General features: G+C 67.9%; 23 protein-coding genes and 2 pseudogenes. 8 read left to right on the plus strand and 17 right to left on the minus strand.

Going from position 1 to position 21,764, the window contains the following annotated elements:
• The first annotated feature begins 76 nt into the window (after positions 1-76).
• Complete coding sequence (locus tag IEY95_RS39990; RefSeq protein ID WP_189191160.1) at positions 77-739, plus strand: class I SAM-dependent methyltransferase; 663 nt, start codon at positions 77-79, stop codon at positions 737-739.
• Positions 740-797: 58 nt separating this feature from the next.
• Here the strand turns inward: IEY95_RS39990 and IEY95_RS39995 are convergent, their stop codons facing one another.
• The 4 genes and pseudogenes from IEY95_RS39995 to IEY95_RS40010 all read right to left on the minus strand — a co-directional run bounded on the left by IEY95_RS39995 (position 798) and on the right by IEY95_RS40010 (position 3,900).
• Positions 798-1,112 carry a hypothetical protein gene (locus IEY95_RS39995; protein ID WP_189191161.1) on the minus strand — a complete coding sequence of 105 codons (315 nt, stop codon included), beginning with the start codon at positions 1,110-1,112 and terminating at the stop codon, positions 798-800.
• Between the two features lie 455 nt (positions 1,113-1,567).
• Positions 1,568-1,948 carry a VOC family protein gene (locus IEY95_RS40000; protein ID WP_189191162.1) on the minus strand — a complete coding sequence of 127 codons (381 nt, stop codon included), beginning with the start codon at positions 1,946-1,948 and terminating at the stop codon, positions 1,568-1,570.
• Positions 1,949-2,122: 174 nt separating this feature from the next.
• A pseudogene (locus tag IEY95_RS40005) lies at positions 2,123-2,323 on the minus strand (leucine zipper domain-containing protein); the annotation flags it as partial.
• An 80-nt stretch (positions 2,324-2,403) separates the two neighbouring features.
• Positions 2,404-3,900 carry an IMP dehydrogenase gene (locus IEY95_RS40010; RefSeq protein ID WP_189191286.1) on the minus strand — a complete coding sequence of 499 codons (1,497 nt, stop codon included), beginning with the start codon at positions 3,898-3,900 and terminating at the stop codon, positions 2,404-2,406.
• A 315-nt stretch (positions 3,901-4,215) separates the two neighbouring features.
• Between IEY95_RS40010 and IEY95_RS40015 the strand changes: the two genes are divergently transcribed.
• On the plus strand, positions 4,216-4,377 hold the full coding sequence (locus IEY95_RS40015; RefSeq protein ID WP_189191163.1) for a hypothetical protein: 162 nt from the start codon (positions 4,216-4,218) through the stop codon (positions 4,375-4,377).
• Positions 4,378-4,826: 449 nt separating this feature from the next.
• The gene (locus IEY95_RS50280) at positions 4,827-4,955 is read left to right on the plus strand and encodes a hypothetical protein (protein WP_268240547.1); all 129 of its coding nucleotides are present in this window, start codon (positions 4,827-4,829) and stop codon (positions 4,953-4,955) included.
• 35 nt (positions 4,956-4,990) lie between these two features.
• Here the strand turns inward: IEY95_RS50280 and IEY95_RS40020 are convergent, their stop codons facing one another.
• The 4 genes from IEY95_RS40020 to IEY95_RS40035 all read right to left on the minus strand — a co-directional run bounded on the left by IEY95_RS40020 (position 4,991) and on the right by IEY95_RS40035 (position 8,039).
• Positions 4,991-5,920: a GNAT family N-acetyltransferase gene (locus tag IEY95_RS40020; protein ID WP_189191164.1), complete on the minus strand. Its 930-nt coding sequence runs from the start codon at positions 5,918-5,920 to the stop codon at positions 4,991-4,993.
• 74 nt (positions 5,921-5,994) lie between these two features.
• Complete coding sequence (locus IEY95_RS50475) at positions 5,995-6,144, minus strand: hypothetical protein (RefSeq protein ID WP_189191165.1); 150 nt, start codon at positions 6,142-6,144, stop codon at positions 5,995-5,997.
• 317 nt (positions 6,145-6,461) lie between these two features.
• Complete coding sequence (locus IEY95_RS40030) at positions 6,462-7,430, minus strand: alpha/beta hydrolase (protein ID WP_189191166.1); 969 nt, start codon at positions 7,428-7,430, stop codon at positions 6,462-6,464.
• A 33-nt stretch (positions 7,431-7,463) separates the two neighbouring features.
• Positions 7,464-8,039 carry a TetR/AcrR family transcriptional regulator gene (locus tag IEY95_RS40035; RefSeq protein ID WP_189191167.1) on the minus strand — a complete coding sequence of 192 codons (576 nt, stop codon included), beginning with the start codon at positions 8,037-8,039 and terminating at the stop codon, positions 7,464-7,466.
• Between the two features lie 446 nt (positions 8,040-8,485).
• Between IEY95_RS40035 and IEY95_RS40040 the strand changes: the two genes are divergently transcribed.
• On the plus strand, positions 8,486-9,652 hold the full coding sequence (locus IEY95_RS40040) for a HEAT repeat domain-containing protein (RefSeq protein WP_189191168.1): 1,167 nt from the start codon (positions 8,486-8,488) through the stop codon (positions 9,650-9,652).
• 161 nt (positions 9,653-9,813) lie between these two features.
• Here IEY95_RS40040 and IEY95_RS40045 read toward each other — a convergent pair whose 3' ends face one another.
• Positions 9,814-10,914 (minus strand): nuclear transport factor 2 family protein, encoded by a 1,101-nt coding sequence (locus IEY95_RS40045; protein WP_189191169.1) that lies wholly within the window; start codon positions 10,912-10,914, stop codon positions 9,814-9,816.
• A 150-nt stretch (positions 10,915-11,064) separates the two neighbouring features.
• Here IEY95_RS40045 and sigJ point away from each other — a divergent pair, with 150 nt between their 5' ends.
• Positions 11,065-12,003, plus strand: a complete 939-nt coding sequence (gene sigJ / locus IEY95_RS40050; protein ID WP_189191170.1) for an RNA polymerase sigma factor SigJ — start codon at positions 11,065-11,067, stop codon at positions 12,001-12,003.
• A gap of 276 nt (positions 12,004-12,279) precedes the next feature.
• Here the strand turns inward: sigJ and IEY95_RS40055 are convergent, their stop codons facing one another.
• From IEY95_RS40055 to IEY95_RS40080, 6 genes and pseudogenes are all read right to left on the minus strand, one after another.
• On the minus strand, positions 12,280-12,480 hold the full coding sequence (locus IEY95_RS40055; RefSeq protein ID WP_189191171.1) for a hypothetical protein: 201 nt from the start codon (positions 12,478-12,480) through the stop codon (positions 12,280-12,282).
• Positions 12,481-12,491: 11 nt separating this feature from the next.
• A complete protein-coding gene (locus IEY95_RS40060) occupies positions 12,492-12,911 on the minus strand; it encodes a hypothetical protein (RefSeq protein WP_189191172.1) in 420 nt (139 codons plus the stop codon).
• A gap of 312 nt (positions 12,912-13,223) precedes the next feature.
• The gene (locus tag IEY95_RS40065) at positions 13,224-13,955 is read right to left on the minus strand and encodes an HAD family hydrolase (RefSeq protein ID WP_189191173.1); all 732 of its coding nucleotides are present in this window, start codon (positions 13,953-13,955) and stop codon (positions 13,224-13,226) included.
• 253 nt (positions 13,956-14,208) lie between these two features.
• A pseudogene (locus tag IEY95_RS40070) lies at positions 14,209-14,466 on the minus strand (ribosomal protein L7/L12); the annotation flags it as partial.
• Between the two features lie 17 nt (positions 14,467-14,483).
• Positions 14,484-15,050 (minus strand): transposase, encoded by a 567-nt coding sequence (locus tag IEY95_RS40075; protein ID WP_308429395.1) that lies wholly within the window; start codon positions 15,048-15,050, stop codon positions 14,484-14,486.
• A gap of 333 nt (positions 15,051-15,383) precedes the next feature.
• A complete protein-coding gene (locus IEY95_RS40080) occupies positions 15,384-16,544 on the minus strand; it encodes a zinc-dependent alcohol dehydrogenase family protein (RefSeq protein ID WP_229703673.1) in 1,161 nt (386 codons plus the stop codon).
• Positions 16,545-17,191: 647 nt separating this feature from the next.
• On the opposite strand from IEY95_RS40080, the gene IEY95_RS40085 reads away from it, so the two are divergent.
• Entirely contained in the window at positions 17,192-17,752 is a 561-nt protein-coding gene (locus IEY95_RS40085; protein WP_189191175.1) for a hypothetical protein, read from the plus strand.
• A gap of 440 nt (positions 17,753-18,192) precedes the next feature.
• Here IEY95_RS40085 and IEY95_RS40090 read toward each other — a convergent pair whose 3' ends face one another.
• Together IEY95_RS40090 and IEY95_RS40095 are read right to left on the minus strand one after the other, a co-directional pair.
• Complete coding sequence (locus tag IEY95_RS40090) at positions 18,193-19,317, minus strand: NAD(P)/FAD-dependent oxidoreductase (RefSeq protein WP_268240544.1); 1,125 nt, start codon at positions 19,315-19,317, stop codon at positions 18,193-18,195.
• A 188-nt stretch (positions 19,318-19,505) separates the two neighbouring features.
• A complete protein-coding gene (locus tag IEY95_RS40095) occupies positions 19,506-19,898 on the minus strand; it encodes a transposase (RefSeq protein ID WP_189191176.1) in 393 nt (130 codons plus the stop codon).
• Between the two features lie 569 nt (positions 19,899-20,467).
• Here IEY95_RS40095 and IEY95_RS40100 point away from each other — a divergent pair.
• Entirely contained in the window at positions 20,468-20,797 is a 330-nt protein-coding gene (locus tag IEY95_RS40100; protein ID WP_189191177.1) for a hypothetical protein, read from the plus strand.
• Between the two features lie 494 nt (positions 20,798-21,291).
• Complete coding sequence (locus IEY95_RS40105; RefSeq protein WP_189191178.1) at positions 21,292-21,759, plus strand: SAM-dependent methyltransferase; 468 nt, start codon at positions 21,292-21,294, stop codon at positions 21,757-21,759.
• The last annotated feature ends 5 nt before the right edge of the window (positions 21,760-21,764 follow it).

Consider the following 21,764-nt stretch of genomic DNA (forward strand, 5'->3'; position numbering starts at 1 on the left):
CAACGATCTTGGACGCCCTGTCTGCGTTGCCGGACACACCGTCAGCATTCGGAATGACTCGTCTAGTGTCGCGAGCATGGTCGAACACGATGCCCTCGGTGCCACCCGTGAGGTCTACGACGCTGCTGCCCCTGTGTATGCGCAGCTGTTCCGCGGCGAGCTGCGTGACAGGCCCCTGGACCGGGCGATCTTGAGTGCCTTCGCCGAGGTTGTCAGCGCGAGTGGCGGCGGTCAGGTCGCGGACCTGGGGTGTGGACCTGGCCATATCACCGCTTATCTGGATGAGTTGGGGCTGTCGGCGTTTGGCGTTGATGCCTCTCCTGCGATGATCAAGTTGGCTCGACAGGCCTATCCGGGTCTGCGGTTCGACGTGGGCTCGATGGCCGCGCTGAACATCGCTGACGGCGTGCTGGGCGGCGTACTCTCACGTTGGTCCATCATCCACACTCCGCCGCAAGAACTCCCCGTCATCTTGGCGGAGTTCCACCGGGTGCTGGCACCTGGCGGCCACCTCCTGATCGGCTTTTCGGCCACCGGTGATCCATCTCACCCGACGCAGGTCTTCGATCACGCAGTCGCGCCGGCCTATCGGTGGTCGCCGGATCACCTCGCCGCGATACTGCGCAAGTCCGAGTTGGCCGAAGTAGCCCGGATGGTTCGCGAGCCTCAGCCCACCGACCGACGGCAGTTCCAGGAGGTTCAACTGCTCGCCCGCAAAGCCTGGGCAGGGGCTGTCTGACCGAGCGCATGATCGCATCCAAACGGGGAGCAGTCAGGCTCCGGGCGTCGACTCGTCATCATGGCTCACGGCCCGTTCGAGCTCCGCTTTGGTCGAACGAGGGGACTTCGAGGAACACCTTCGATGACCTGCGCTCCTGGCGGGCATCGAGCTGGGCGATCTTCTCTCTCCGCCCCGAAAGGCCCGCAGGATGACCAACCCCATGATCGAGGGCAAGCCAGCCGACTCGGCCCGCTGCTGAGAACGCGTCCTCAAGGCCATCGACGCCGCCGCCAAGAGCGGCGGGGACATCACCATCTCCGGTCTCGCCAGAGCCGCTCGGATTGACCGCACCTTCCTCTATCGCCACCGCGACCTGCTCGAACGCGTCCACGCCGCCGCCAACCACCCCGGCCGGAGAGGGGCGGATCGCGGCGGTCAGCCGGGCTTCGCTGCAGACCGACCTCACGAACGCGTTGGAACGCAACAGCGCCTCGCAGCACGGGTCCGGCAGCTGGAGAGCCGCCTGTCCTCCCGGCTCGGCGATGCGCTCTGGGCCGAATCAGGCCTTGGCGCACCCGTCGACATCGACCAACTCCAGCGTCGCATCGCCCTCCTCGAGCAGGAGGTCGTCGCCAAGCAAGGCGAACTCGACGAGCGGACAGAGGAGTTGGAGGCGGCGCGGGCGGCGAACAGGAGTTGACCCGGGCCTTGAACCACCGGCCTCGAGCGCTCAGGTCACCCCCACGGCGGTTCTCGGCGGCCTTCGGTCCCCGAGAACCGAACCAGGTCGTCACTGCACAGCGGATCACCGGATCGAGCACTAGGGTCGCACTGAGGACAGAGCCGTCAGAGCGGGTTGAGGCGGGCCTTGAGCAGGCAGAACTCATTGCCCTCGGGGTCGGCGAGAACGTGCCACTGCTCCTCGCCGGTCTGGCCGATGTCGGCCGGGCGCGCCCCGAGCTTCAGGAGGCGTTCGAGCTCGGCGTCCTGATCGCGGTCGGTGGCGTTGACGTCGATGTGCAGCCGGGACTTCCCCTGCTCCGGCTCGTCCCTACGGCTGAGGATAATCGTCGGCTGCGGGCCGCCGAACCCTTCGCGCGGCCCGATCTCAAGGGTGCCGTCGTCTTCGCGATCGAGCACTACGAAGTCCAGGACCTCGCACCAGAACCGCGCCAGCACCTCGGGGTCGCGGCAACCGAGCACGAGCTCACTGATACGACATGCCATTGACGAAACCTACTCTCAGTGTGGGAACTGCCGGGGTGGCCGCGCGCGGAGCTCTTGGGCTCCCCGCAGTGGGAACATGATCGAGACCGTACCGGGCGAGGCGAACAGGTGGGAAGGGGCTTTTGGGGTCCTCGCCTCACCCGGCCGAGCCGCCGGGCGAGGACCGTGGGCCGCGCGGTGGGGCAACTGACTTCGGATGCGCCCTTCGTCCAGTCCCGGCTCGCCCTCGGATCGCCGGCGCCGGATCCACTTGTGGGCCGTGGCGCGCGAGATGCCCATCTCGGCCGCGACATGCGCGACCGGGCGGCCACCAATGACACGTTCGACCAGCAGCCGCCTGCCGTGAACGGTCAGCCGGGCATTACGGTGGGACACAAAGACCTCCGTGCGGTGCAGTCCAGGTGGTGCAGCGGCCCCTCCGACCAGTAGTCCTCTCGTCGGAACCCGGCAGCTTGTCAGGAGACCGTCGCCGGGGTGTCTCGCAGGGTGATGTTGGCGTGGCTCTCCTGGAAGCTCTGGTCTGAAACGAGTGTCAGCCGGGCTGTGGATTGGAACTCTTGCAGAGTGGTGGAACCGCAGGAGACCATCGTGGTCTTGAGCTTGGCGATGGTCAGGGCGAGCCCTTCGTTGAGGTCGCCTGCGTAGGGGACGTAGCCGTCCACGCCTTCCTCGAAGATCAGCTCCTGGCCGCCCTGGCCGTAGCGCTGCCAGTTGCGGGCCCGGTTCGAGCCTTCACCCCAGTACTCCTTCACGAAGCCGTCGCGGGTGGGCAGCTTCGCGCCGGCTGCCTGGTCGAAGCGTGCGAAGTAACGCCCCATCATGACGAAGTCGGCTCCCATCGCCAACGCCAGGGCCACGTGGTAGTCGTGCACCAGCCCGCCATCGGAGCAGATCGGCACGTACTCGCCAGTGCGTTCGCGGAAGGCGTCCCGGGCTGCCACGACGTCCAGCACAGCGCTGGCCTGGCCGCGGCCGATGCCCTTCTGGTCGCGAGTGATGCAGATGGAGCCGCCGCCCACCCCGACCTTGACGAAGTCCGCTCCCGACTCGGCGAGGAAGGTGAACGCTTCGCCGTCGACCACGTTGCCGCCGCCGACCGGGATCTCCGGATAGTGCTTCTTCACCCAAGTCAGGGCCTGCGCCTGCCAGTCGCTGTAGCCGTCGGACGAGTCGAAGCACAACGCGTCCACGCCCGCCTCCAGCAAGGCGGGGACGCGCTCCTGATAGTCGTGGGTGTTGATACCCGCGCCCACGCGCAGGCGCTTGGCAGCGTCCACGCCCTGGTGCGGGTAGCGCTTGTTGTCCGCGTAGTCGGAACGGAACACCAGATGCTGCAAGTGACCCTCAGTAGCCAGCACCGGGAGGCAGTCCAACCGTTCGTCCCACAGCCGCGCGTTCGCCTCGGAAAGTGTGATGTCGGGCCCGGCATGCGCCAGGTCAGCGATGGCGGTCATCCGGCCACTGACCGGTCCGTCCAGGTCATGGCATTGGGGGTGGAAGTCCCGGGAGGTCACCAGGCCGAGCAGGCGGCCGGTGGCGGTCCCGTCGTGGGTGACCGCGGCGGTGCTGTGACCGGTGCGGCGCATGACGTCGACCAGGAGGCTCAGGCTGTCGTCGGGGCGGACGTTCGTGTCGCTGGTGACGAATCCGGCCTTGAAGTTCTTCACCTGGCGGACCGCTGCGGCCTGGTCCTGGATCGGCTGGTTGTGGTGCAGGAAGCTGAGACCGCCGTTGCGCGCGAGCGCGATCGCGAGATCGGGTGTGCTGACAGCCTGCATGATCGCGGACGTGAACGGGGACTGCAACTCGATCGCTGAGGCCTCGCCCGCGATGTGCCGCGCCAGGGGCGTGCGCAGGTCAACCGTCGCAGCTGAGCAATCGGTCCGAGTCCGGTTCGGCAAGAGCAGAAACTCGTTGAACGTCCTTGAGACCTCAGAGATGATCTGTGCCACTCGTTCCTCCTGACCCGTCGGCCGGGACCCGACTGCCCCGCCGTGAAGATCGCCCCCGTATCCCAGGGCCCGGGCAGGCAGAGACCAGCACGGCAGCGGTGGAGGTGCCACAACTGCGGCAGAGCCCTGACCGGTCCGTGGATCGAACGGAGTGCGGTCGTGACCTGGCACCCTATCGATTAACTCAACTGCTGCACGAATCGTGCCCCTCACCGGCAGCCGCCACCCCCGGGTGGTCACTCCAGGTCCTCGGCCCGAGCCGCGAGGTACTCGGCCCCGTCGCGTCGAGCGTAGACGACCCAGCGGAGCGCGGGCTTGGGCAAGCTCCGCGACGTCGTCGAGCAGGCCCTCGCCATCCTCCATCAGTTCAAGCGACTCGCCGTTCGCTGGGAACACCGCGCCGAACTCCACGAGGCCTTCGTCTCCCTCGCCTGCAGCGTCATCTGCTGGAGACGCCTCAAGAAGCACAACTCGTGATCGTGTTACGAGCTCGTAGGCGTCCGCCAACTCCGCACCCAGAGGGCGGTGATTGCGCAGGAGCTCCAGCGGGCTGCAGAGGCCGCGAGCGGCGGCCACATCGGCACGAGGAGGGCCTGGTGCTGTCGATGCGCGAAACCATCCGGGGTACAGCCGGGTGCCTCCCGACCCGCTACAGAGACACCAGGCCGTTGCCGGGCCACAGGGGTTGTGGAGTGCTGGCGATTGGCTGCGCATGGGCGTGTTGTGGCGCATTTGAGTGTGTGTCCGGGCTGTGGCACGCCCAGCGCCCTGGGAAGGGAACGGGAGTTTTTCTGTCGAATGGGTGACCCTTTGTCGGTGGTGGTCGCTGGGTGTAGTGCGGGGTTCTGCGGCTGGCGCGGGGACGGGGGTGGGGGGATGAGCGGGCTACGGGAGATGGCGGTGCCGTTCGTCGCCTGGGGGGGCCGTTGGGCGTCGCAGTCCGCGACCGGCTCAAGCATGTGACGGCCGAGGACGAGAAGGTGCTGCGGCTGGTCGGTGACCATCTGGGCGCGCTCGCCTCCCGGGATCTGCGTGAGTTGGGGCCGACCCAGTAGTTCTGTCTGGCTGAGGGGCCACGGCCTGGAACTTTTCAGGACTCATCCCGCAGGGCGTCGTGGTCGTCCGGTCGTCGACGACCGGCGGGCATTTCCGGTGCAGCGTATGAGAAGTCGTAGGCAGCCCAGTCGGTGAGCGTGCGATAGCCAAGGCGCTGGTAGAGGGCGTTGCTGGTGGGGTTGGACAGGTCCGCGAACAGCACGACATCCCTCGCGCCCGCGGCCAGCGCGGCCCGGCTCACCTCCGCCGTCACGGCGCCCGCGTAGCCGCGACCGCGTAGGTGAGCCGGGGTGTAGACGATGTCCACCTGGATCTGGCCGCCGACCATCGGGTTCATGCCCGCGATAGAGACGGGAGTGCCATCCGGGGTCTCCCAGAGCGTATAGCGCTTGTCGGCGAAGCGTGTGTCGGTCCACGAGTCGGCGTCGATGGAGACGACTTCTCCGACGGCCTTGGCGAACTCGCCGCACCAGAACATGACTTGCTCAAGGTCCTGCTCGCCCAGGATGCGGCCCCGGCCGGCCGGCAGCGGCTCCGGTGGGGTGAGCGTGCCGAGGCGGTACAGACGGAGCCGCGTATCGCGGAGTCTCGGCGTCGCGCCGGTGTGCCGCTGCCAGGCCTCGGCAAAAGCGGTGGCGGTGCTGTGGTCCGCGCTGACGGAGGGAAGGGAGTGCCCGAGGGCGGCCAGGTGGGCGGCGAGGGCGTCGGCCTGCTCAGGCGTGAGCGGGGTGAGGCCCAGAGCGCGGGGCGGGAGGCGGTAGAAGGTGGCGTGGACCTCGCCCGCGCGCTCCAGTACGCCGAAGACGGGGGCTTCGGTGCCGAACGCGTCCGCCCCACGTGCTCGCAGCCTGGCGGCCCATGTGAGCGGCATGACGTGCAGGCCGGGCCGCGAGCGCAGGAAGTCTCCGGCTCGGATGAGAAAGTCGTCGACGTCTTCGGTGAGGTGCCAGTCATCCGGTCGCATGCTTCATGATTCCCCATGCTGTGGGTCTGCCCCGTGGTTTTCCGCCAGAGCGAGGCCGCAGGACTTCCTCACCGTTATTCGGGCTTGTGTGCCAGGAAGGTGACGATCGTCCTCTTCGCTCCTTCGGCCGACTCCTCCAACAGGCGTGCGGTGAGGGCAAGTCCCGCCTGGTCCAACAGCGCGACGATCCGATCCGCCGGGAGCAGGTGGGACTCGAAGGACACCGGATGACCGCCCTACGCGTGCGTCGGACGTAGACGTACGTCGTCTCCCACGTGGCCGGCCATCATCAGATGCCCGCCGGGTGCGCGGCGTAGGGCAGTTTCCTGCGCAGCTCGTCCGGGACCCGTTCACTCCACCGGGCGGATCCAGTGGGAAACCGCAGATATACCGGGAACGGACAGCAGCAGTTGTCGATCAACGTGTGCTCGGATGTTCACGAGGAATGAAGGCGCGGCGAGGGACCCTTCGCGTGGACGGCTGAACAGTGGTGGGTGTTCAGCCGTCCACGGGCGTGGGTGGAAGACCGGGGCTGGTTCGGTCAGGTGGCGTGTTTGGCGACGAAGTCCGCGATGGCGTCCTGCATCTGCTGCAGACCCGGTTCTTCGAGCGGGTAGTGCCCGGCGTTGTCGAGCATGACGGTGTCGACAGGGACCTTGGTGATGCGGGACAGGACGGGCAGGCTGAGGTGGTGGGGTGTCCAGCGGTCATCGGCGGGCTGGGTCAGCAGGATCGGGCAGGCGTCGAAGTCCTCGGGCTCGACGGCGGGGGCGTAGTTCATATAGCGATCGAGGAAGCGAACGCTGACCCAGTTGGCGGCGGAGCTGCGGTCCTTGAGGAAGACCTCCATGGCGCCGGGGTTGTTGGCGAGGGCGGACATCTTGCTGGCCAGGCTCATGGGGTACTTGAGTGAGGCGGCCGGGGTCTTGGCCAGCAGGCCCATGAAGGGTCCGCCCAGACGGGAGGTGAGTTTGTCGTGGGCGGTCTCGTCGCGGACCTGCCGGTTGCGCTGGTCGAGGAAGGTCATGCCGACGATGCCGGCCAGAGTGCCGCGGGGGGCCTTCGCGGCGACGTGGTAGGAGAGCATGCCGCCCGCGCTCAGCCCGTAGAGCACGATCGGGCGGTCGTCGCGGGATTGCTCGTGAGCGAGGAAGTCGACGACCAGGTCGACCCAGTCGTCGTAGGAGGGGGTCGTGCCTGGCTTGACCTGGGTGAGGCCGTAGCCGAGATTGTCCAGGGCGACGGTCTCGAAGCCGCGGCCGGCCAGGGGGGCGCCCAGGATGAGGGACATCTGGCGCCCGTTGGTGCCCACGCCGTGGTGCAGGACGACCTTGGCCTGCGCCGCGGGGTTCGGGTAGCGGTCGAGGTGGACGCGGTGTCCGCGCCAATCCCAGAACTCCTCCTCGGGCGCGGTGTCGTTGGTCAGCCGGAGGCGGGCGGGCAGGAACTGCTGCAGATCGCGCCAGGCCTGCTGGTCGCGGTAGTCGGCAGGGACGGGGGTGGTGCTCATCGTGGGCGCCTTCCGGCTGTGGCCTGCTGTAGGTCAGGCGGGGAGTGAGGAGTCGGGGCGGTTCAGCGCCCCGCGGGTGATCATCTGCACGCCGGCCTTGAGGTCCCGGCGGGCCGCTTCGACGTCGCGCAGGTCGTCCTCCAGGCCCCGGGTGAACGTCAGCAGCACGCCGGCCGCCTGCTGCGCGGTCCCCGGGACGACTTCGGCCAGGGCCGAGGTCACAAGCTCTGCCAGGTGGCCCATGTAGGCGGTGACCAGCTCGGGGGTGTGGGCGGAGGCCGCGGACAGCAGTTCGTAGGCGTGCGTCGGGCTGTCGCTCCAGAGCTGGATGGCGACCTCCAGCTTCACCGTGAGCACGCCGAGCACCTTCTCCTCGGGCGTGCCCGCGGCGGCCGCCGCCTTCCCGGCCGCCGCCGAAGCCTGCTCCAGTCTCGCCTGGATGACCTTCGCGAACACTTCATCCTTGGTCCCGGCGTACTTGTAGACGGTCGGCCGTGACAGCTGCGCTTCCTCGACGATGTCCGACATCGTCGTGCGGCGGAAACCGTTGCGACAGAAGCAGCGGTAGGCGCTGTCGAGCACGACCTGGGCAGACGAAACCTTCGGCATGGCTACAAATTTAACACTCACAGCTAAGTTTGTAAATTCTTGTGCTCGCCCCCCTCTCCCCGGATCGGAAGCGGACCGGGGCCTCCTCGTCCCGCTATCGGTGTGGGTGCTCCAGCGGGTCGGACTCCGGAACGGGTCGTCATGGTGTGAGTGCCCAGTTCGAGGTGGGCTTCAGCTGCTCGACAGGCTCATCGGTCAGGACCTGTCCGGTCGATCATGACCGATGCTCCCGCCGGTCCTGGACCGCACGAGGACGACATCGGCGGATGCGTTCCCGGCCCCTCCCGTTCCCCAGATCATCAAGGTTCCGCTGGCCGGGGGCAGCGAGCACGTGTACGTGCTGGAAACGGTGGGGTCCTGGTTGTGCCCGCAGACGGTGCCCGATTCCGGCGGCCCGCCCGCTGGGGCGGGGTACCGGTGTCGGAGGACTCTGACACCATGCGGCCGTGATCACTCCGCACGACAACCTGCTGGCCGGCCTGGACGAAGTGGACTGGGCGAACCTGAACCACGCCTACGGGACGGCCGACGACGTCCCCGGCCAACTGCGCGCCCTGTGCGGAGACGACCAGCAGGCACAACAGAAAGCCTTCGTCGGCCTGTTCAATCATCTCGCGCACCAGGGCACCCGCTGTCAGGCATCTCCGCGCGCAGTGCCGTTCCTTGCCCGGATCGCTCTCGCCGGCCCGAGGCCGGCGCGCGAGCACGCGTTGCGGCTCCTGACCGGCCTCGCGGTCAACTGGGACGAGGAGTGCGAGATCATCGACGGGGCCGATATCGCCGCTTGGCGCGCGGAGGCCGCCGAGAACGCCTCCGACAAGCTCCTCGCCCTGTACGAGGAGGCTGTGGCCACCGAGCAGGACGAGCAGCGACGCCGGAACTTGCAAGGCATCCGGGACTGGGTGGCGGCCGGCAATCCGATCGACCCCCGTGACTCTTCGATGCGTTCGTACGACACCGTCCTTGCCGAGCTTCCCGCTCTGCTCACCCTCCTCGACGACGAGAACGCCCGGGTCCGAACCCGGACTGCCTATCTGTTGGCCTGGTTTCCCGAACTGGCGGACACCTCTGTGCCTCTCCTGCTCGACCTCGCTGCACAGGAGCACGATGCCGTCGCCAAGGCCACCTCGCTTGTAGCTGTCGGCATCCTCGGCACGACCGCTCTCGCGGGGGCCCTCGCCGCCCATCTGGACGCCGAGGACAGCCTCGTGCGCTGGGCGGCCGCCACCGCTATCGCCCATACCGCCCGAAGCGCCGGCGCGGAACTCGACGGCCCGCTCCTCGACCGGGCCGTTGCCGAACTCGCTGCCGCGGCCGCGGCCCCTGCGCCTGTACCCGCGACCGACTACAACCAGGGCGACTTCCACGGCCACACCGCCGACATGCTGCTCGCCCTCCCGCCTTCCCCCCGCCTCGCGCGCCGCAGTCGCCGCGTGCCTGCCGTCCATCAGCCCGTCGCAAAGGGCGTTCAAGGCGAAGGCGGTCCTGCCGGACCTGTTCTCCAGCCCCCTGCCCGACCCCCGCCCCCTGTACGCGAGCCTCTCCCGCCCCCAACAGCAGCTTTTGCATGCCCTTGCCGACCTCAGCGATGGATGGTGGAACACGGCGGGTGACATCGGCGAGAACCTGACCACTTACGGACTTCCGGCCACTCAGGCAGGGCTGCGCGCGTACCTCGGGCTTCCCCTGGCAGGCTACGGATGCCGGCCGCCGACCCAGGCCTGGAGGCGCCGGGCGGAAACGTGCTGCGAAACGTATCGGACCCTGGGCCGGGTCAGTATCCGATGGCCTCTCGGAGAAGCAGCACGGTGCCGCGCCCTGGGCGGGGTTCCGCGTTGAGGATGAGCAGACGGTTGACGGCGCTGGGCATCCCGTACACCGCCTGGGCGCGGGCGTTCTCCAGCGGGAGGGCGTGCTCCTCGACGCGGCGCAGGGCTGTGCTCAGGTCAGGCACCACCTTCTGCGCGCCGACGATCCAGACCGCGTGGGCGGCGCCGCCCGCATTGGCAGGGAGTTGGCTGCCGCTGCCCGAGGCAAGAACGAGCGAGCCGGTCTCGGTGACCGCGGCGACGCTGTTGACGACGAATTCGGGGCTGGCGACCAGCCTTCGGATATCGTCGGCGCCGGTGGCACGGTCGATGGCCAGGACGCGCGGCCTGATGGCGTCGTACTGGCCGCTGGCGTTGATGTCCTCGTCAATGCCGGACAGTCGGAGAGTCTCGCTGGCTCCGGTGAACACGCTGGCGCCCTCGGGGACCAGGTCCTTGATGCGGGCGCGCGCGGCCGCGGCGTCGTCGAGGATCTCGGCGGCGAAGCCGCCTGCACGCAGCGCGGCGGCTACCCGCTCCAGTCGTTCGGCCGATGCCGGGTCGGCGAAGGATGCGGCCGGAGCCGGGGTGGCCGTGGCGTCTGCCGGGCCGGTCCCGGAGCCCTGCGCCACGTGGGGCACCGTGCCCGCCAGCGGGGAGGTGTCGAGGTACCTGACCTCGTACACCCGCTCGGCGAACTTCCAGCCCTCCGCGGTGCGCTGGTAACGGTCGTGGTAGACGGCGTAGTTCAGACCCTGGCGTCCGTCGAGGGCGCGCGCGAGTTCTTGGATGTAGGCGCGGCCGGTCGCGGTGTCTCCGTCGAGCAGGATCGTGCCGGGGTGTGTGGTCTGTACGAAGAAGTCCCACTGGCTCTGCAGCCGCTCGCCCCCGGCACGGATCTCCTCGCGACCGACCTGCTCGGCGGGGATGTTGGGCATGCGCAGGGCGCCGTCCGGTGTGAACAGCGACGCCAGGCGGGGCCGGTCGCGCATCATCGCCGCGTCGGTGAACTCGCCGCGCAGTGCCTCGATCTCGACGCGGTCCGCGATGGCCTGGAAGTCGTTCATCAAAGTCCCCTCTCCATCTTGTTGTCGTCCTCACCGGTACGACAACGCAGCCCTTCGGAATGTGAGGCGGCGCGTCGGCCTCACATTCCGGTGCGCTGTCTTGTCGTAACGGGTAGAGGCGCCGAAGCGAGCAAGGGAGACGGCCAGACCATGACCACCAGAGCCGAACCGGGCGACGATCAGAGCGATCCGGGCCTCAGCGCGATCATGAGTGAGCGGCGCCAGCTGATCAACCTCTCCTATCGACTCCTCGGTTCCCTTGCCGACGCCGAGGACGTCGTGCAGGAGGCCTACGCCCGCTGGTACGCCATGTCCGCACGGGAGCAGCAGGCCATCGAGTCGCCCGGCGCCTGGCTGATGAAGGTCGCCAGCCGCATCTGCCTGAACCTGCTCGGCTCGGCGCGGGCCAGGCGGGAGACGTACGTGGGCGACTGGATCCCGGAACCGCTGCCCGAACCCACGGAGTGGATCACCGGGCGCTCCGACGCCGGCGGGATCGACCCAGCCGATCGGGTCACCCTCGACGAGTCAGTGACGATGGCCTTCCTGGTCGTCCTCGATTCGATGACCCCGGCCGAGCGCGTCGCGTTCGTCCTGCACGACGTCTTCCGCTACCCCTTCGGCGAGGTCGCCGAGATTGTCGGCCGCACTCCGGCGGCGTGCCGCCAACTGGCCTCGTCCGCCCGCCGGCGCATCCGCACTGCGCAGAGCCCGGCGGGCCCGAGTGCCGGGCAAGCCAGCATCGTCAGGCAGTTCAAATCGGCGTGGGAGGCCAAGGACATCGACGCCCTGATCAGTCTGCTCGACCCCGACGCCACCGCGACCGCCGACGGCGGCGGGCTGGCCGTCACCCACCTGCACCCGATCGTGGGCAGTGAGCAGATCGCACGCGCCTACGCCGAGATCGCCCGTGTGTCGGGCGACCGCACCACGTTCCTGGAGTGCACGGTCAACGGCCTGCCCGGCTTGGTAGCGCAGCAGGACGGCAACCTCGCGACCGTGTTCGCGTTCGAGATCGCGGGCGACCGGATCAAGCGTATCTGGGCAGTGAGAAACCCCGAGAAACTCCGTCCCTGGCGGATCGGCTGAGGAGCGATCCGAGACACCGCAGCGATCGGATCGTGGCCAGCACCAACCTGCACCGCGCCCGCGCCCATATCTCCAACACGCCCTAGCCGGCCGGGGCCGCGCCGGGGCCGCCCCTGCGGCTCTTGCACTGCTCGGCGGCCAAGGCCGGGCGCCGCCCAGGCAGGACCGGCCGAGCACCTCACGCGGAGCGGAACACGGCCGATCCTCCTGCTCTCCGGCAGCGGCGCCCGCTCCCAGCCCTATCCGTCGGCTCGCCTCGGCCCATCGCGCGATCAATCACTGCGGGAGGACGGGGCGGCTGACGCCTGGCTCATCCAGCGGGTCCTCGGCCGCGCGTCGTCTGCACTCCTGAAGAGCGCGCTCGACCTCTTCACGTTCCTCGCCGACGGCCAGCAGCAGGCCACCGGCCGCGGACAGGGCCGCCCAGTACTCTGGTCTGGCTCGCTCGCGCCCGGGGAGCGTCCGCACCAGCGACAAGAACGCTCCGGTCAGTTCACCCCTGACGAATCTGCGGGAAAGCGAGACCGCGTGACCGCGTGACCGCTGGGCATACCACCCAGTGCCCCGACAGCGGCCCTCAGCAGATACTCGATCTCCGTGCCGCGCTCATCAAGCGGCCGGGGCACGTCGAACAGCCCGACAGTCTCGAGGACTTCACCGCACAACTCTTCCTCGCCTGGGTGGAATTCCGTGGCGATCTCCGCCATGCCGTGACCCAGCCGCCGCTCCACGTCCGACGCCGGAATCCCGAGTGCCAGGCAGACGGCCCACACGGACGCGTACCAGTCCCCGGTCTCCGCTGCGAGTTCGGCGAACACACCGACCGGTGCACACCCCGCCTCCAGTCTGTCGTGCGCGAGCGTCAACACAGCGCTGTCGACACCGGTCCCGCCGTCCCACGCGTCCATGGCCCCCACCCACACGGTTCACACAGGATCTGCTCCCCTGCACAGACCGCGACCACCACCGGTCACGGTTGCCCGTATGCACGACGCCGCCGGACAGCCGCTCCCTGACCGCCTACGGCCGGCTAACTCCTGGTAGCAATCATCCATGAGGCTGCGTGGCCAGATCCTGAGCGATGGTCGGGGCCGGTGGCCGCCGGCTTGGTCGGAGTCGGCAGATGAGCTGACGGCGTGAAGCACGCGTACAACTGACTTGCCCGCCCCGCAAAATCCCAGCAATAGTCAAGACTTGTGGATCAAGTTCTTAAGAGCTGGTCAGGCGTTCGTGGGTGATAGGTGGTCAGGGAGGTCGGTGAGCCGTTCGATGCGGAGCACCGTCTCGTCTGCCGTTGGTGGTGGTCCACCGGTGATGAAGTCGATGCCGCGGTCCAGCCAGATGCCGGTGAGCCCGGCGAGGGCGGCTGCGTTCACGTCGCTTTCCAGCATGTCGCCCACGTTGATCGCCTGAGCGGGGTCCGTCCGCATCCGTCGGCAGGCGGTGGTGTAGGCGACGGGCTTGGCCGCACCGAGCTCGGTCGGGGTCAGGATGGCTTCGAAGTATTCGAGGAGGCCGGAGCGGGCGAGCCTGGCGCGCTGCTGCTCGGGGTCCCCGTTGGTGAGAACGGCCAGACGAGGTCCTCGGGGAAGCCGTTTCAGGGTCTCCAGGCAGGGCTGGACATCGGGATAGCTTCGCCAGGACTCCTCGAACACGGCGAGGTAGCGCTCGGCGAACCAGGCGTCAAGAAGGCCGGGATTTTCAGGAACCGGCTCCCCGAGCATCGGCAGGAAGGAACGGAGCCTGCGTCGATGGTGCTCGGCGAAGGAGCACTGACCAGCCAGGTATTCCCGCATGTGCCGCCCCTCCAGCGTCCACCACAACGTCACCAGCTCGTCCGGTGGAGCCGTCGCGTTCGGCGCGGCCTGGACGATCTGGCCTATCGCTTCGAAGACTGCGCTTCGATGATCGACCAGGGTGCCGTCCAGATCGAAGAAAACCACATCCGCCATGGGAGGATCATCTCGCAGTGAACACGTGGCTCGACCCCGGATCACTTCTGCTGCCTGTTCGTCGGGGCGTTCGACGAGTTGGCCGTTGGCGAAGGTGGCTCCGGCGCGGACGAGGGCGACGAGGTGGGGTGCGGTCACCGCGCGCCAGCGGGTCTGGGCGGCTTCGGCGAGTTCGAGGCTCTGTCGGGGATCTTGTGACGATGAGGGGGCCGAAGCCTAACTGCTTCGCCTCGGCACGAGCGTCGGCACCGGCTTCGCGGAGTTCGGCCACCATGGCGGCGGCGACTTCTTCCGGCACGTACTCAAGGATGGTCGCAGGCAGTTCGCTGATGAGGGACTTGCAGTGCCACAGACTCACCCCGGTTCGCCTGTGAAGTAGCTTCACGGTCTCGATAACCCGGGGGCCGGAGTCCGTCAGGACTACGGTGTGCGGCAGGTCGTCGCAGACCAGCAAGAACGATTCGCTCACCGCGTCCGATCCCTCCATCAGCCCGCAGATGGCCTGCAGCATAGGGCGAGGCGCGGCGATCACGTCCTGAGGAGGATGCGATTGCGGAGCAGATCGAAGCCGGCCCGCCCGAAGCCCATGCGCTTGAGGAGCTTGACCCTGGTCATGTGGTCTTCGACCTGGCCTGAGCTCCACAGTGTGGTCAGTGCGGCGAGGACCGCGTCCAGGTCCCGCCTGAGGCCGTTGACCAGGGAGTGCAGGGCCGGCAGGTCGTCTGCGAGCACCCGGTCCATCCAGGCGGGCAGCTCGTCACCGCGCAGGTCGCGCATCATGTCGGCGAAGTCGCGGACGTGCCGTGCGACGGCGTCGAGGTGCCGGCAGGCGGTGCGGATCTCCTTGAGCTCGGTGGCCTCGGTCTCGGCAAGATGCCCTGGGTTCGTCATGATCCAGCGGACGACACGCCGCGGCTGCGTGGCCGGCCGCAGCTCGGGCGGGGGCGCCTGCGGGTGCTTGGGCCGGGGCCTGTGTGGCTTCTTGAAGGGGCGGAAGTAGCGGCGGACGCACTGGATGTCGCCGGTGAAGCCACGCTCGCGCAGTTCGCGGTGGACTCGCGCAGTTCGCGGTGGAGCAGGGGAATGTCGTGGCAGCCCTCGCGCCGGCGTTGGTGCAGATACGGCTTGTACTCATCCGGGATCGAGGTGCGGTTGACCGCCTTGACCAGGAGCTCGTTGAGACTGCCCGCACTGCGGTTTCACTGCTGACGGTTCTGGCTCGACTGTCACTACCGGTCGCCGTTGGTCGGCCCCGGGGAGCCTTGGACGGCCCAGAGACGGCCCAGGACTCAGCCGACCCCTCCCCCGCCGATAAGGATGCGACGGCTCACCCAGCGGTGCGGTCTGCCCGAGCTGGGCGGCGCCACGGGCGTGAGCGGCCTTGCCCCGCCGCAGCCGCACCGCTGCCAACGCCGGCAGGGCCGCTTCCTACCTGTCGTCATTGTCCCGGCCGTCTTCGAAGACGAAGAGTGGCTTGGCGTCACGTGCGGGTGTTTCGGCGAGCGCGATGGCTTCAGTGAAGCGTTCGAGCGGGAACGGCTGGCCCTGGGGGATGCTCAGCACTTCATCAACGACGAGACTGCGGACCTGGGACAGCGCGTGCAGCGCATCCTCAGGTGAGGCAGTGCCGAACCAGCGGTTCAGCCAGAAGCCACGGACCACTTTGGTCTCGTAGATGACCGAGCGTGCCTGCAGCGGGATAGTCAGCGCTGCCGGATCGGTCTGCCGATGGGTGGAGAGCGCGCCGTAGACCACGACCTCTCCCCCCGGAGCCAATGCCTGGGATACCTGGGCACCTACGAGTCCCGCGACACAGTCGATGGCCTTGCGCACGCCGGCCGGTCCTGCAATCTCGGCCACACGCTGCAACAGGTCCTCGTCCTCGGTGCAGATGACCTCGTCTCCACCAAACGCTTTGATCTCCTCAACGGCACCACGTCGCCGCACGACATTGATCGTGCGCATACCCAGATGCCTGGCCAGCTGAATGACGAGCCGGCCGACGGTGGAGCCCGCGGCCGTCTGCAACAACCATTCGCCCGGCTGTACGTCGAGTTCACGAGTCACGAGGAGCAGCGCGGTCAACGGGTTGACGGCGAGTTGACAGGCGCTGGAGTCGCTCAGATGGTCGGGGACCGGCAGGATCCTTCGTGTATCGGCAACAAGGTATTCCTGCCAAGTGCCGACCACATGGTGCCCGGGTACCGCCGGTACGGCAGCGACCACCACACGCTCGCCGACCTTAAGTCCCTCGGTATCCGGACTCAGGGCCTCAATACGGCCCACGCATTCCATGTGACCCCCGACAGCGGGAAACTCGGGGGAGAAACCGTAGCGGCCGCGCAGCACGTGCAGATCACTGGCGTGGATCGGAGTCGCCTTCACACGGATCAACGCCTGACCGGCCCCTGGCGTGGGAACAGGCCGGGATTCCAGCCGCAGGACATCGGTCGGCTCGCCGACCTTTCCGGCTACGAGCGCGCGCATGGATTGAGGCATGAGTGACCCTTCGTCTCTCAGCGCCCGACAAACTCGGCGGGTGTTTTGGACAAAGACGATGCTGGTGCCGGCATCCTCGTCGGCATCCAAGCTCCGGACCCTCCCTTCTCAAGGGAACCGGCCCGTACGCAAAGTGTCATCGGCGTCGGGCCCCTCCAGGCCTTTACCGACACGCTCAGTATGATCATGTAAGCGCGCCGGGTTCGGGCGGCCTACTGAGGTCCGTGATCAGGACAGGTCGCCGCAGCGCACTACGCTGGTTCAGATTTTGAATCCGCCATTTCACGCTACGCCCGGCCCCGGAAAGATTCCCGGCGGCGGACGAGGCAGCGTGGCGCGAATGCCCGCTGCGCCTCAGGAGGCCGCCGCGGGGTGCGGTACCGGGTTTTCCGAGCCCGGAGGGCTCCAGCTCAATCACGACGATGCCCGCTCCCATCCCGTCCGCCGTCGACCCACACACCGTGGAGCCGGCATGGTCCGTGGCGTCCAGGTGGAACGCGCCGCTGTACGAACGGCCTGGACGCCTGGGCAGCGTCTGCTCGGCTCTGCCTGGACCGACGGCAGGCGGGATGGAAGCTCCCCCGCGCACGCCACCCCGTCCGTTCTGGCACGAGAGTGGCACGGCCACCGTGCCTTGGGCCGCTTCGCTGCGAACATGGCGGGGCGGTTGCTGAGGTCTGCCCGGCTGATCGCACGTTCAGGCACGTCACGCGCCCCCTTACCGGCAAACTGTGCGCATGGCGAATTCGTTCGCCCAGCCGATCCTGAGGACTGGGGACCTGGCCGAGGCGCTGCGAGTGGCGCGGCAGCTTCTGGAGTTGGCCGATACCAACACCGTCGAGGTGGACTTTGAGGCTGTCGCTCGGACTCCGCAGGAGTTGAACAGGCTGCTCGAACAGATGCCGGAGGCCGAATGGTGGGCGTACGGACCGGACAGGTCCGGCTCGTCAGATGGCGACGCCCTCCCCTCCGACCACCTGCCGGTGTTCCTGCGCGACTGGTCTCGGCCGGTCCACACGGTGGAGGTGCTTTTGTCGGCTGCGGGGAGCGCTCCGGTGATGGTCCGCTGGGACTTCGACGGATGGCCGGCGGCGCCGGAAATCGGCCTCGGCCCGGGCGGGACCCGTGGCGCGTACGTCACGTTGGTGGCCAATGCAAGTGACCTGGACCTGGAGACTCCCGCCGAGCTCCATACCGTATTCGTCCATGTCAAACAGATCGAGGCCGAACGCGCACCGTGGCTGGCTGCGCAGGTCGGTCTCCGGGTAATCGGTGACCTGGTCATGGCGCCGCTCTGACGGTGAGATGCCATCAAAAGCCGGCGCCTTCACCGGGCCGCACGGCCAGTACCTCGACCGACTATGAGCCGAAAGCCAGTTCTTCTGGAAGTGATGAGCCAAGTCCGTCACGTGCGGCGGCTCACTGTGACTGCCCCTGTGACCTGCGTGGACGGTGGCGTCCGGAATCCGGCGCAAAAGGGACGGGCGCGGTTCCGGCTTCATGGTGTTGTTAGGCAATGGCACTGACATTCTGCGGCTGGTGCCGCTTGCAACACATCTATTGGTGTGGCGCTCAACCGCGGGACGTGGGTAACTCGTGCGCGGGGTAGAGCGGCAGAGGCGGAGGACCGTCCGGTCTTCCCGGCTCGCGTGACGCGGCGACGCGGCTCTACGAGCCTGTTTCGGGCGCACGTAGACGCACACGCCTGGTCGCGGTCCTGGTGGCGCTTGCCCGGATGTCACGGGGGGAACCGCTCCGGGCGGAAGTCCGCAAGCATCTCATCTCTCTTCCCGCTGAGGATCTCCGAAGCAAGCAACCGGCCGATTACCGGCCCGAGCGTGATGCCGCTGTGGGAAACGGCCTCGTAGTAGCCCGGCACAGACGGCACCGCTCCCACCGAGGGGAATCCGTCGGCTGGAATGGGCCGGTCGGCTACCCGTGTCTGTGCGATGCGGGAGTTGCCGAGCTCGGGAACGACGTGCCGCGCCGATTCGTGGAGCAGCCGTCCGAGTTCCGTTGGATCTTCGCCTGTGTCGATGAGTGCGTCGATCTCGCGGCTGTGGAGGACAACCGAAGAGTCTCCGTCAGGACGGATCTCGATGTGAGGCGCGTGCATGGCCCGATGAACCGGGACCTGAGCACAGCCGATCCGGGTGACGGCGCCGGGTTCCCGGCGCATCGGCAAGTGCCGTGCGATGAGCCCGGCGACGTGGGAGGCGCTGGGGCCTGCTGCGTTCACGACGATGTCGACGTCGAGACAGCTCCCATCGGACAGAGCAACTGTCCGGATGCTCCCGTCGGCACCGGTGCCGATGTCACAGACCGCGGTGCCGTACCGGTGCTCGGCGCCGGATGCAACGGCCTGGCCGACCAGTCGGCCGACGAGATGACGTCCGTGCACCCAGGCTTCGTCGGGGTAGAACACGACTGGAACCTCGCCGGGCATCGTGAGAGCAGGTTCGAGGCGGCGGCGCACCTCGGCCCCCGTGCACACCTCGACCTGGTAGTCCCAGCTGGCCAGCAGTTCGGCTGTTTCCAGGAGCTTCACCTCTGCTGCGGGATCGTCTGTCCAGCGCAGGTGGCCGCTGGCATACCACCATGAGTCTGGCCCGATGGTCCTGGCAAGCTCACGGTGCGCTGCCATGCCCGCGACGTTCAGGTCGAAGTAGGACTTGCGCGCGGTCTTGTTGCTGGCGTTGACCCACGAGAAGGACCAGTTGGTGACGCCTTCGCCCGGCTGGCCTACGTCGATGAAGACCACCTTGGCGCCGTGCCGGGACAGGTTCCAGCCCACACTGGCTCCGAGGATGCCCACTCCGATGACAGCGACACGTTCAGGCCGCTTCACGGACCCGATCCTCACGATCGCCCCCTTCCCAGATCACGGGCGAACTCCCCTTCCTAGCATGCAAGCATGTGGAACGGTGAGCTAGGAACGGGACAGGCAAAGGCTCCGGATTCGGGTGCCGAAGCAGCGGGCGCGGTGCCGCCTTCTTGTTGATGTCAGGCGACCGGGTGAGGGCTCGACGCGGGAGTCCCGTGCCGGTCACGTTACGCGGCGTTCTGAAGCGCCGCGGGGATCTCAACGGCCGTCGTGGGAATCGGGGTTGGCGGCTCCAGCAGGGCCCGGCGGAGGTCTTGCAGGGTCCGCAGGCCGGCCGGCGTCATGGTGAAGCCGCGCCAGCCGCGTGAGGCCCGGTCCAGCAGCGCCCAGACCAGGGACACGCAGGAGGTCTCGCCGCGGAACCGGCCGATGACCTTCACCCGGCGGCGTGTCTCGCCGAAGGTGCGCTCGATGAAGTTCGAGTGCCGGATCCGCTTGCGGTGCTCGGCGGGGAACCGCAGGTAGACCGTCAGCGACGCCCGGTCGGCTTCCATGGCGCGCATCGCCGCCGGGTAGGCGTCGGCCCAGCGGCCGACGAACGCGTCGATGCGCTGCTGCACGGCCTCGACCAGCCGCTGGCCACAGGCGGGAGGCGAACGTCTCGGTCGTCCCGCGCAGATTCGGCCGGGCCACGGTGATCGGCCCGGCGGTGGTCCTGACGATGATCGGGCGGTGTCCGTTGTTGGTGCCGGCACGGGCCGCGGGCTGCCCGTCGGCGGTGGCGGAGGTGCGCTGGTGGCGGGCGCGGCCGAGGAAGGCGTCGACCTCGGCTTCCAGGGCGGTCCGGATGACCAGGCGGGCTCCGAGCCGGGCCACGACCTCCAGCACCTCGACCAGGTCGCGGTCACCGGTGAGCAGGGCGTCGATCTCGGCACGGATGGCCTCGGCAGGGGATATTCGACGGGACACGAGCGTGGGTCCCGTTCGTGCGAACTGGCAGGTTCAGCACGGAACTTACGCTCGTGTCGCCTTTTCCACCGCCAATTCGACGCGACCTCGTGGACGCCGGGACCAGCTGTCATCCTCTGTCAACGTCGGTTCCCCTCGGGCGGCCCAGACGGCCCGGCCAGGCGGCAGCTGCAATGATCTCTGAATGAGGTATCCCGCTACAGACGAGTTGTCGCCCGCAGTGCGCGCCTTCGTGATCAACGCGGCCGAGATCGACATCCTTCCCGGTGTCCGAGGCGATCTGGACGAGCCCCTTGCGTCCGGGGGCCATTCAGATCTTGCTGCAATCCTCCTGCCGCTGGTCGACAACGGTTGGGTCGAGGTGTGCCGCCTCGTTCCCTGGATCGCCCCCGATGGGGCCCATGGTCTTCAACCCGGTCCTTCCGTCCCGCGAAAGGACCTTCCCGCCCTGCTGGCGGACGCTGAGAACTGGGAGTACCCAGACGACGGTGAATGGCTGGGCCGCCTGACACTCGTCCTCACCGACGCGGGACGACGGATTCCCCGGTGACCTGCAGTCGAACACGCGGTCGTCCTCGCGGCTTTGGCCGGGAGTTCCGATGCCCCAGTCAAGCGCCGCCGCGCTCGGATTCTGGAGCACCAGTTTGGAAGATCGCGTATGCAGATGACGCCTGACCTGGCGAGCCATTGAGCTGCGCCTTGCTGGTCCGGGCACCGTGACTCCCCGCTGTTCCCCGACTCATGCCCATGGATCGTGCACGCAGGGGGCACGTGTGGCTTGCTCTCGCTTTCGTGGAGTCTGGAAACCTCCTCGGCTCGGCGCCGGCCTTCTCGACCCTCACACGGGCACGTAGAGCGTCACGCTGGGTGGATCCTGTGAGAGGGGGAGACTCCCAAGTCTGGCCGTATGAACTTCAGGCGGTTGTCGTGGCGTTCATTCATCGCCTGGATCATGGTGTCCTGTCGGCCCAGGTCAGGGCGTGGTCGACGGCCGTGCCGATGGCCTCGACGCTGGTATGGGCGCGGTGAAGATAGCCTCTGGCCATGCCGAGCTTCGAGATCACGCCGATAGGTACGGTCCGGAACGACCGGACGGATGTCCAGCACACGGACAACTGGGGTGCCGTCCGCAGCACGATCACCATCGACGAGCGCTTCGGCGAGGCGTGCCTCCAGGGTCTGGAGGGCTTCTCCCACGTGGAGGTCCTCTTCATCTTCGACCAGTTCCCGGAACGCGACGATTACCGCGAACCCCGCCCCTACCGCGGCCGCTCCGACCTCCCGTCCGTTGGCGTATTCGCCGGCCGCGGCCCCCGCAGACCGAACCGCATCGGGGTAACGTGCTGCGCCATCGAATCCGTCCACGGCCGCGAATTGACGGTGGTGGGCCTCGACGCGGTCTCGGGCACCCCGGTCATCGACCTGAAGCCGACGATGGCGGAGTTCCTCCCGGTGAACATCAAGCAGCCGGAATGGGTCAGCCGCCTGATGTCGGAGTACTTCCAGCCGTAAGCAGG

The organism is Streptomyces albiflavescens (genome assembly GCF_014645835.1).
Lineage (GTDB): Bacteria > Actinomycetota > Actinomycetes > Streptomycetales > Streptomycetaceae > Streptomyces > Streptomyces albiflavescens.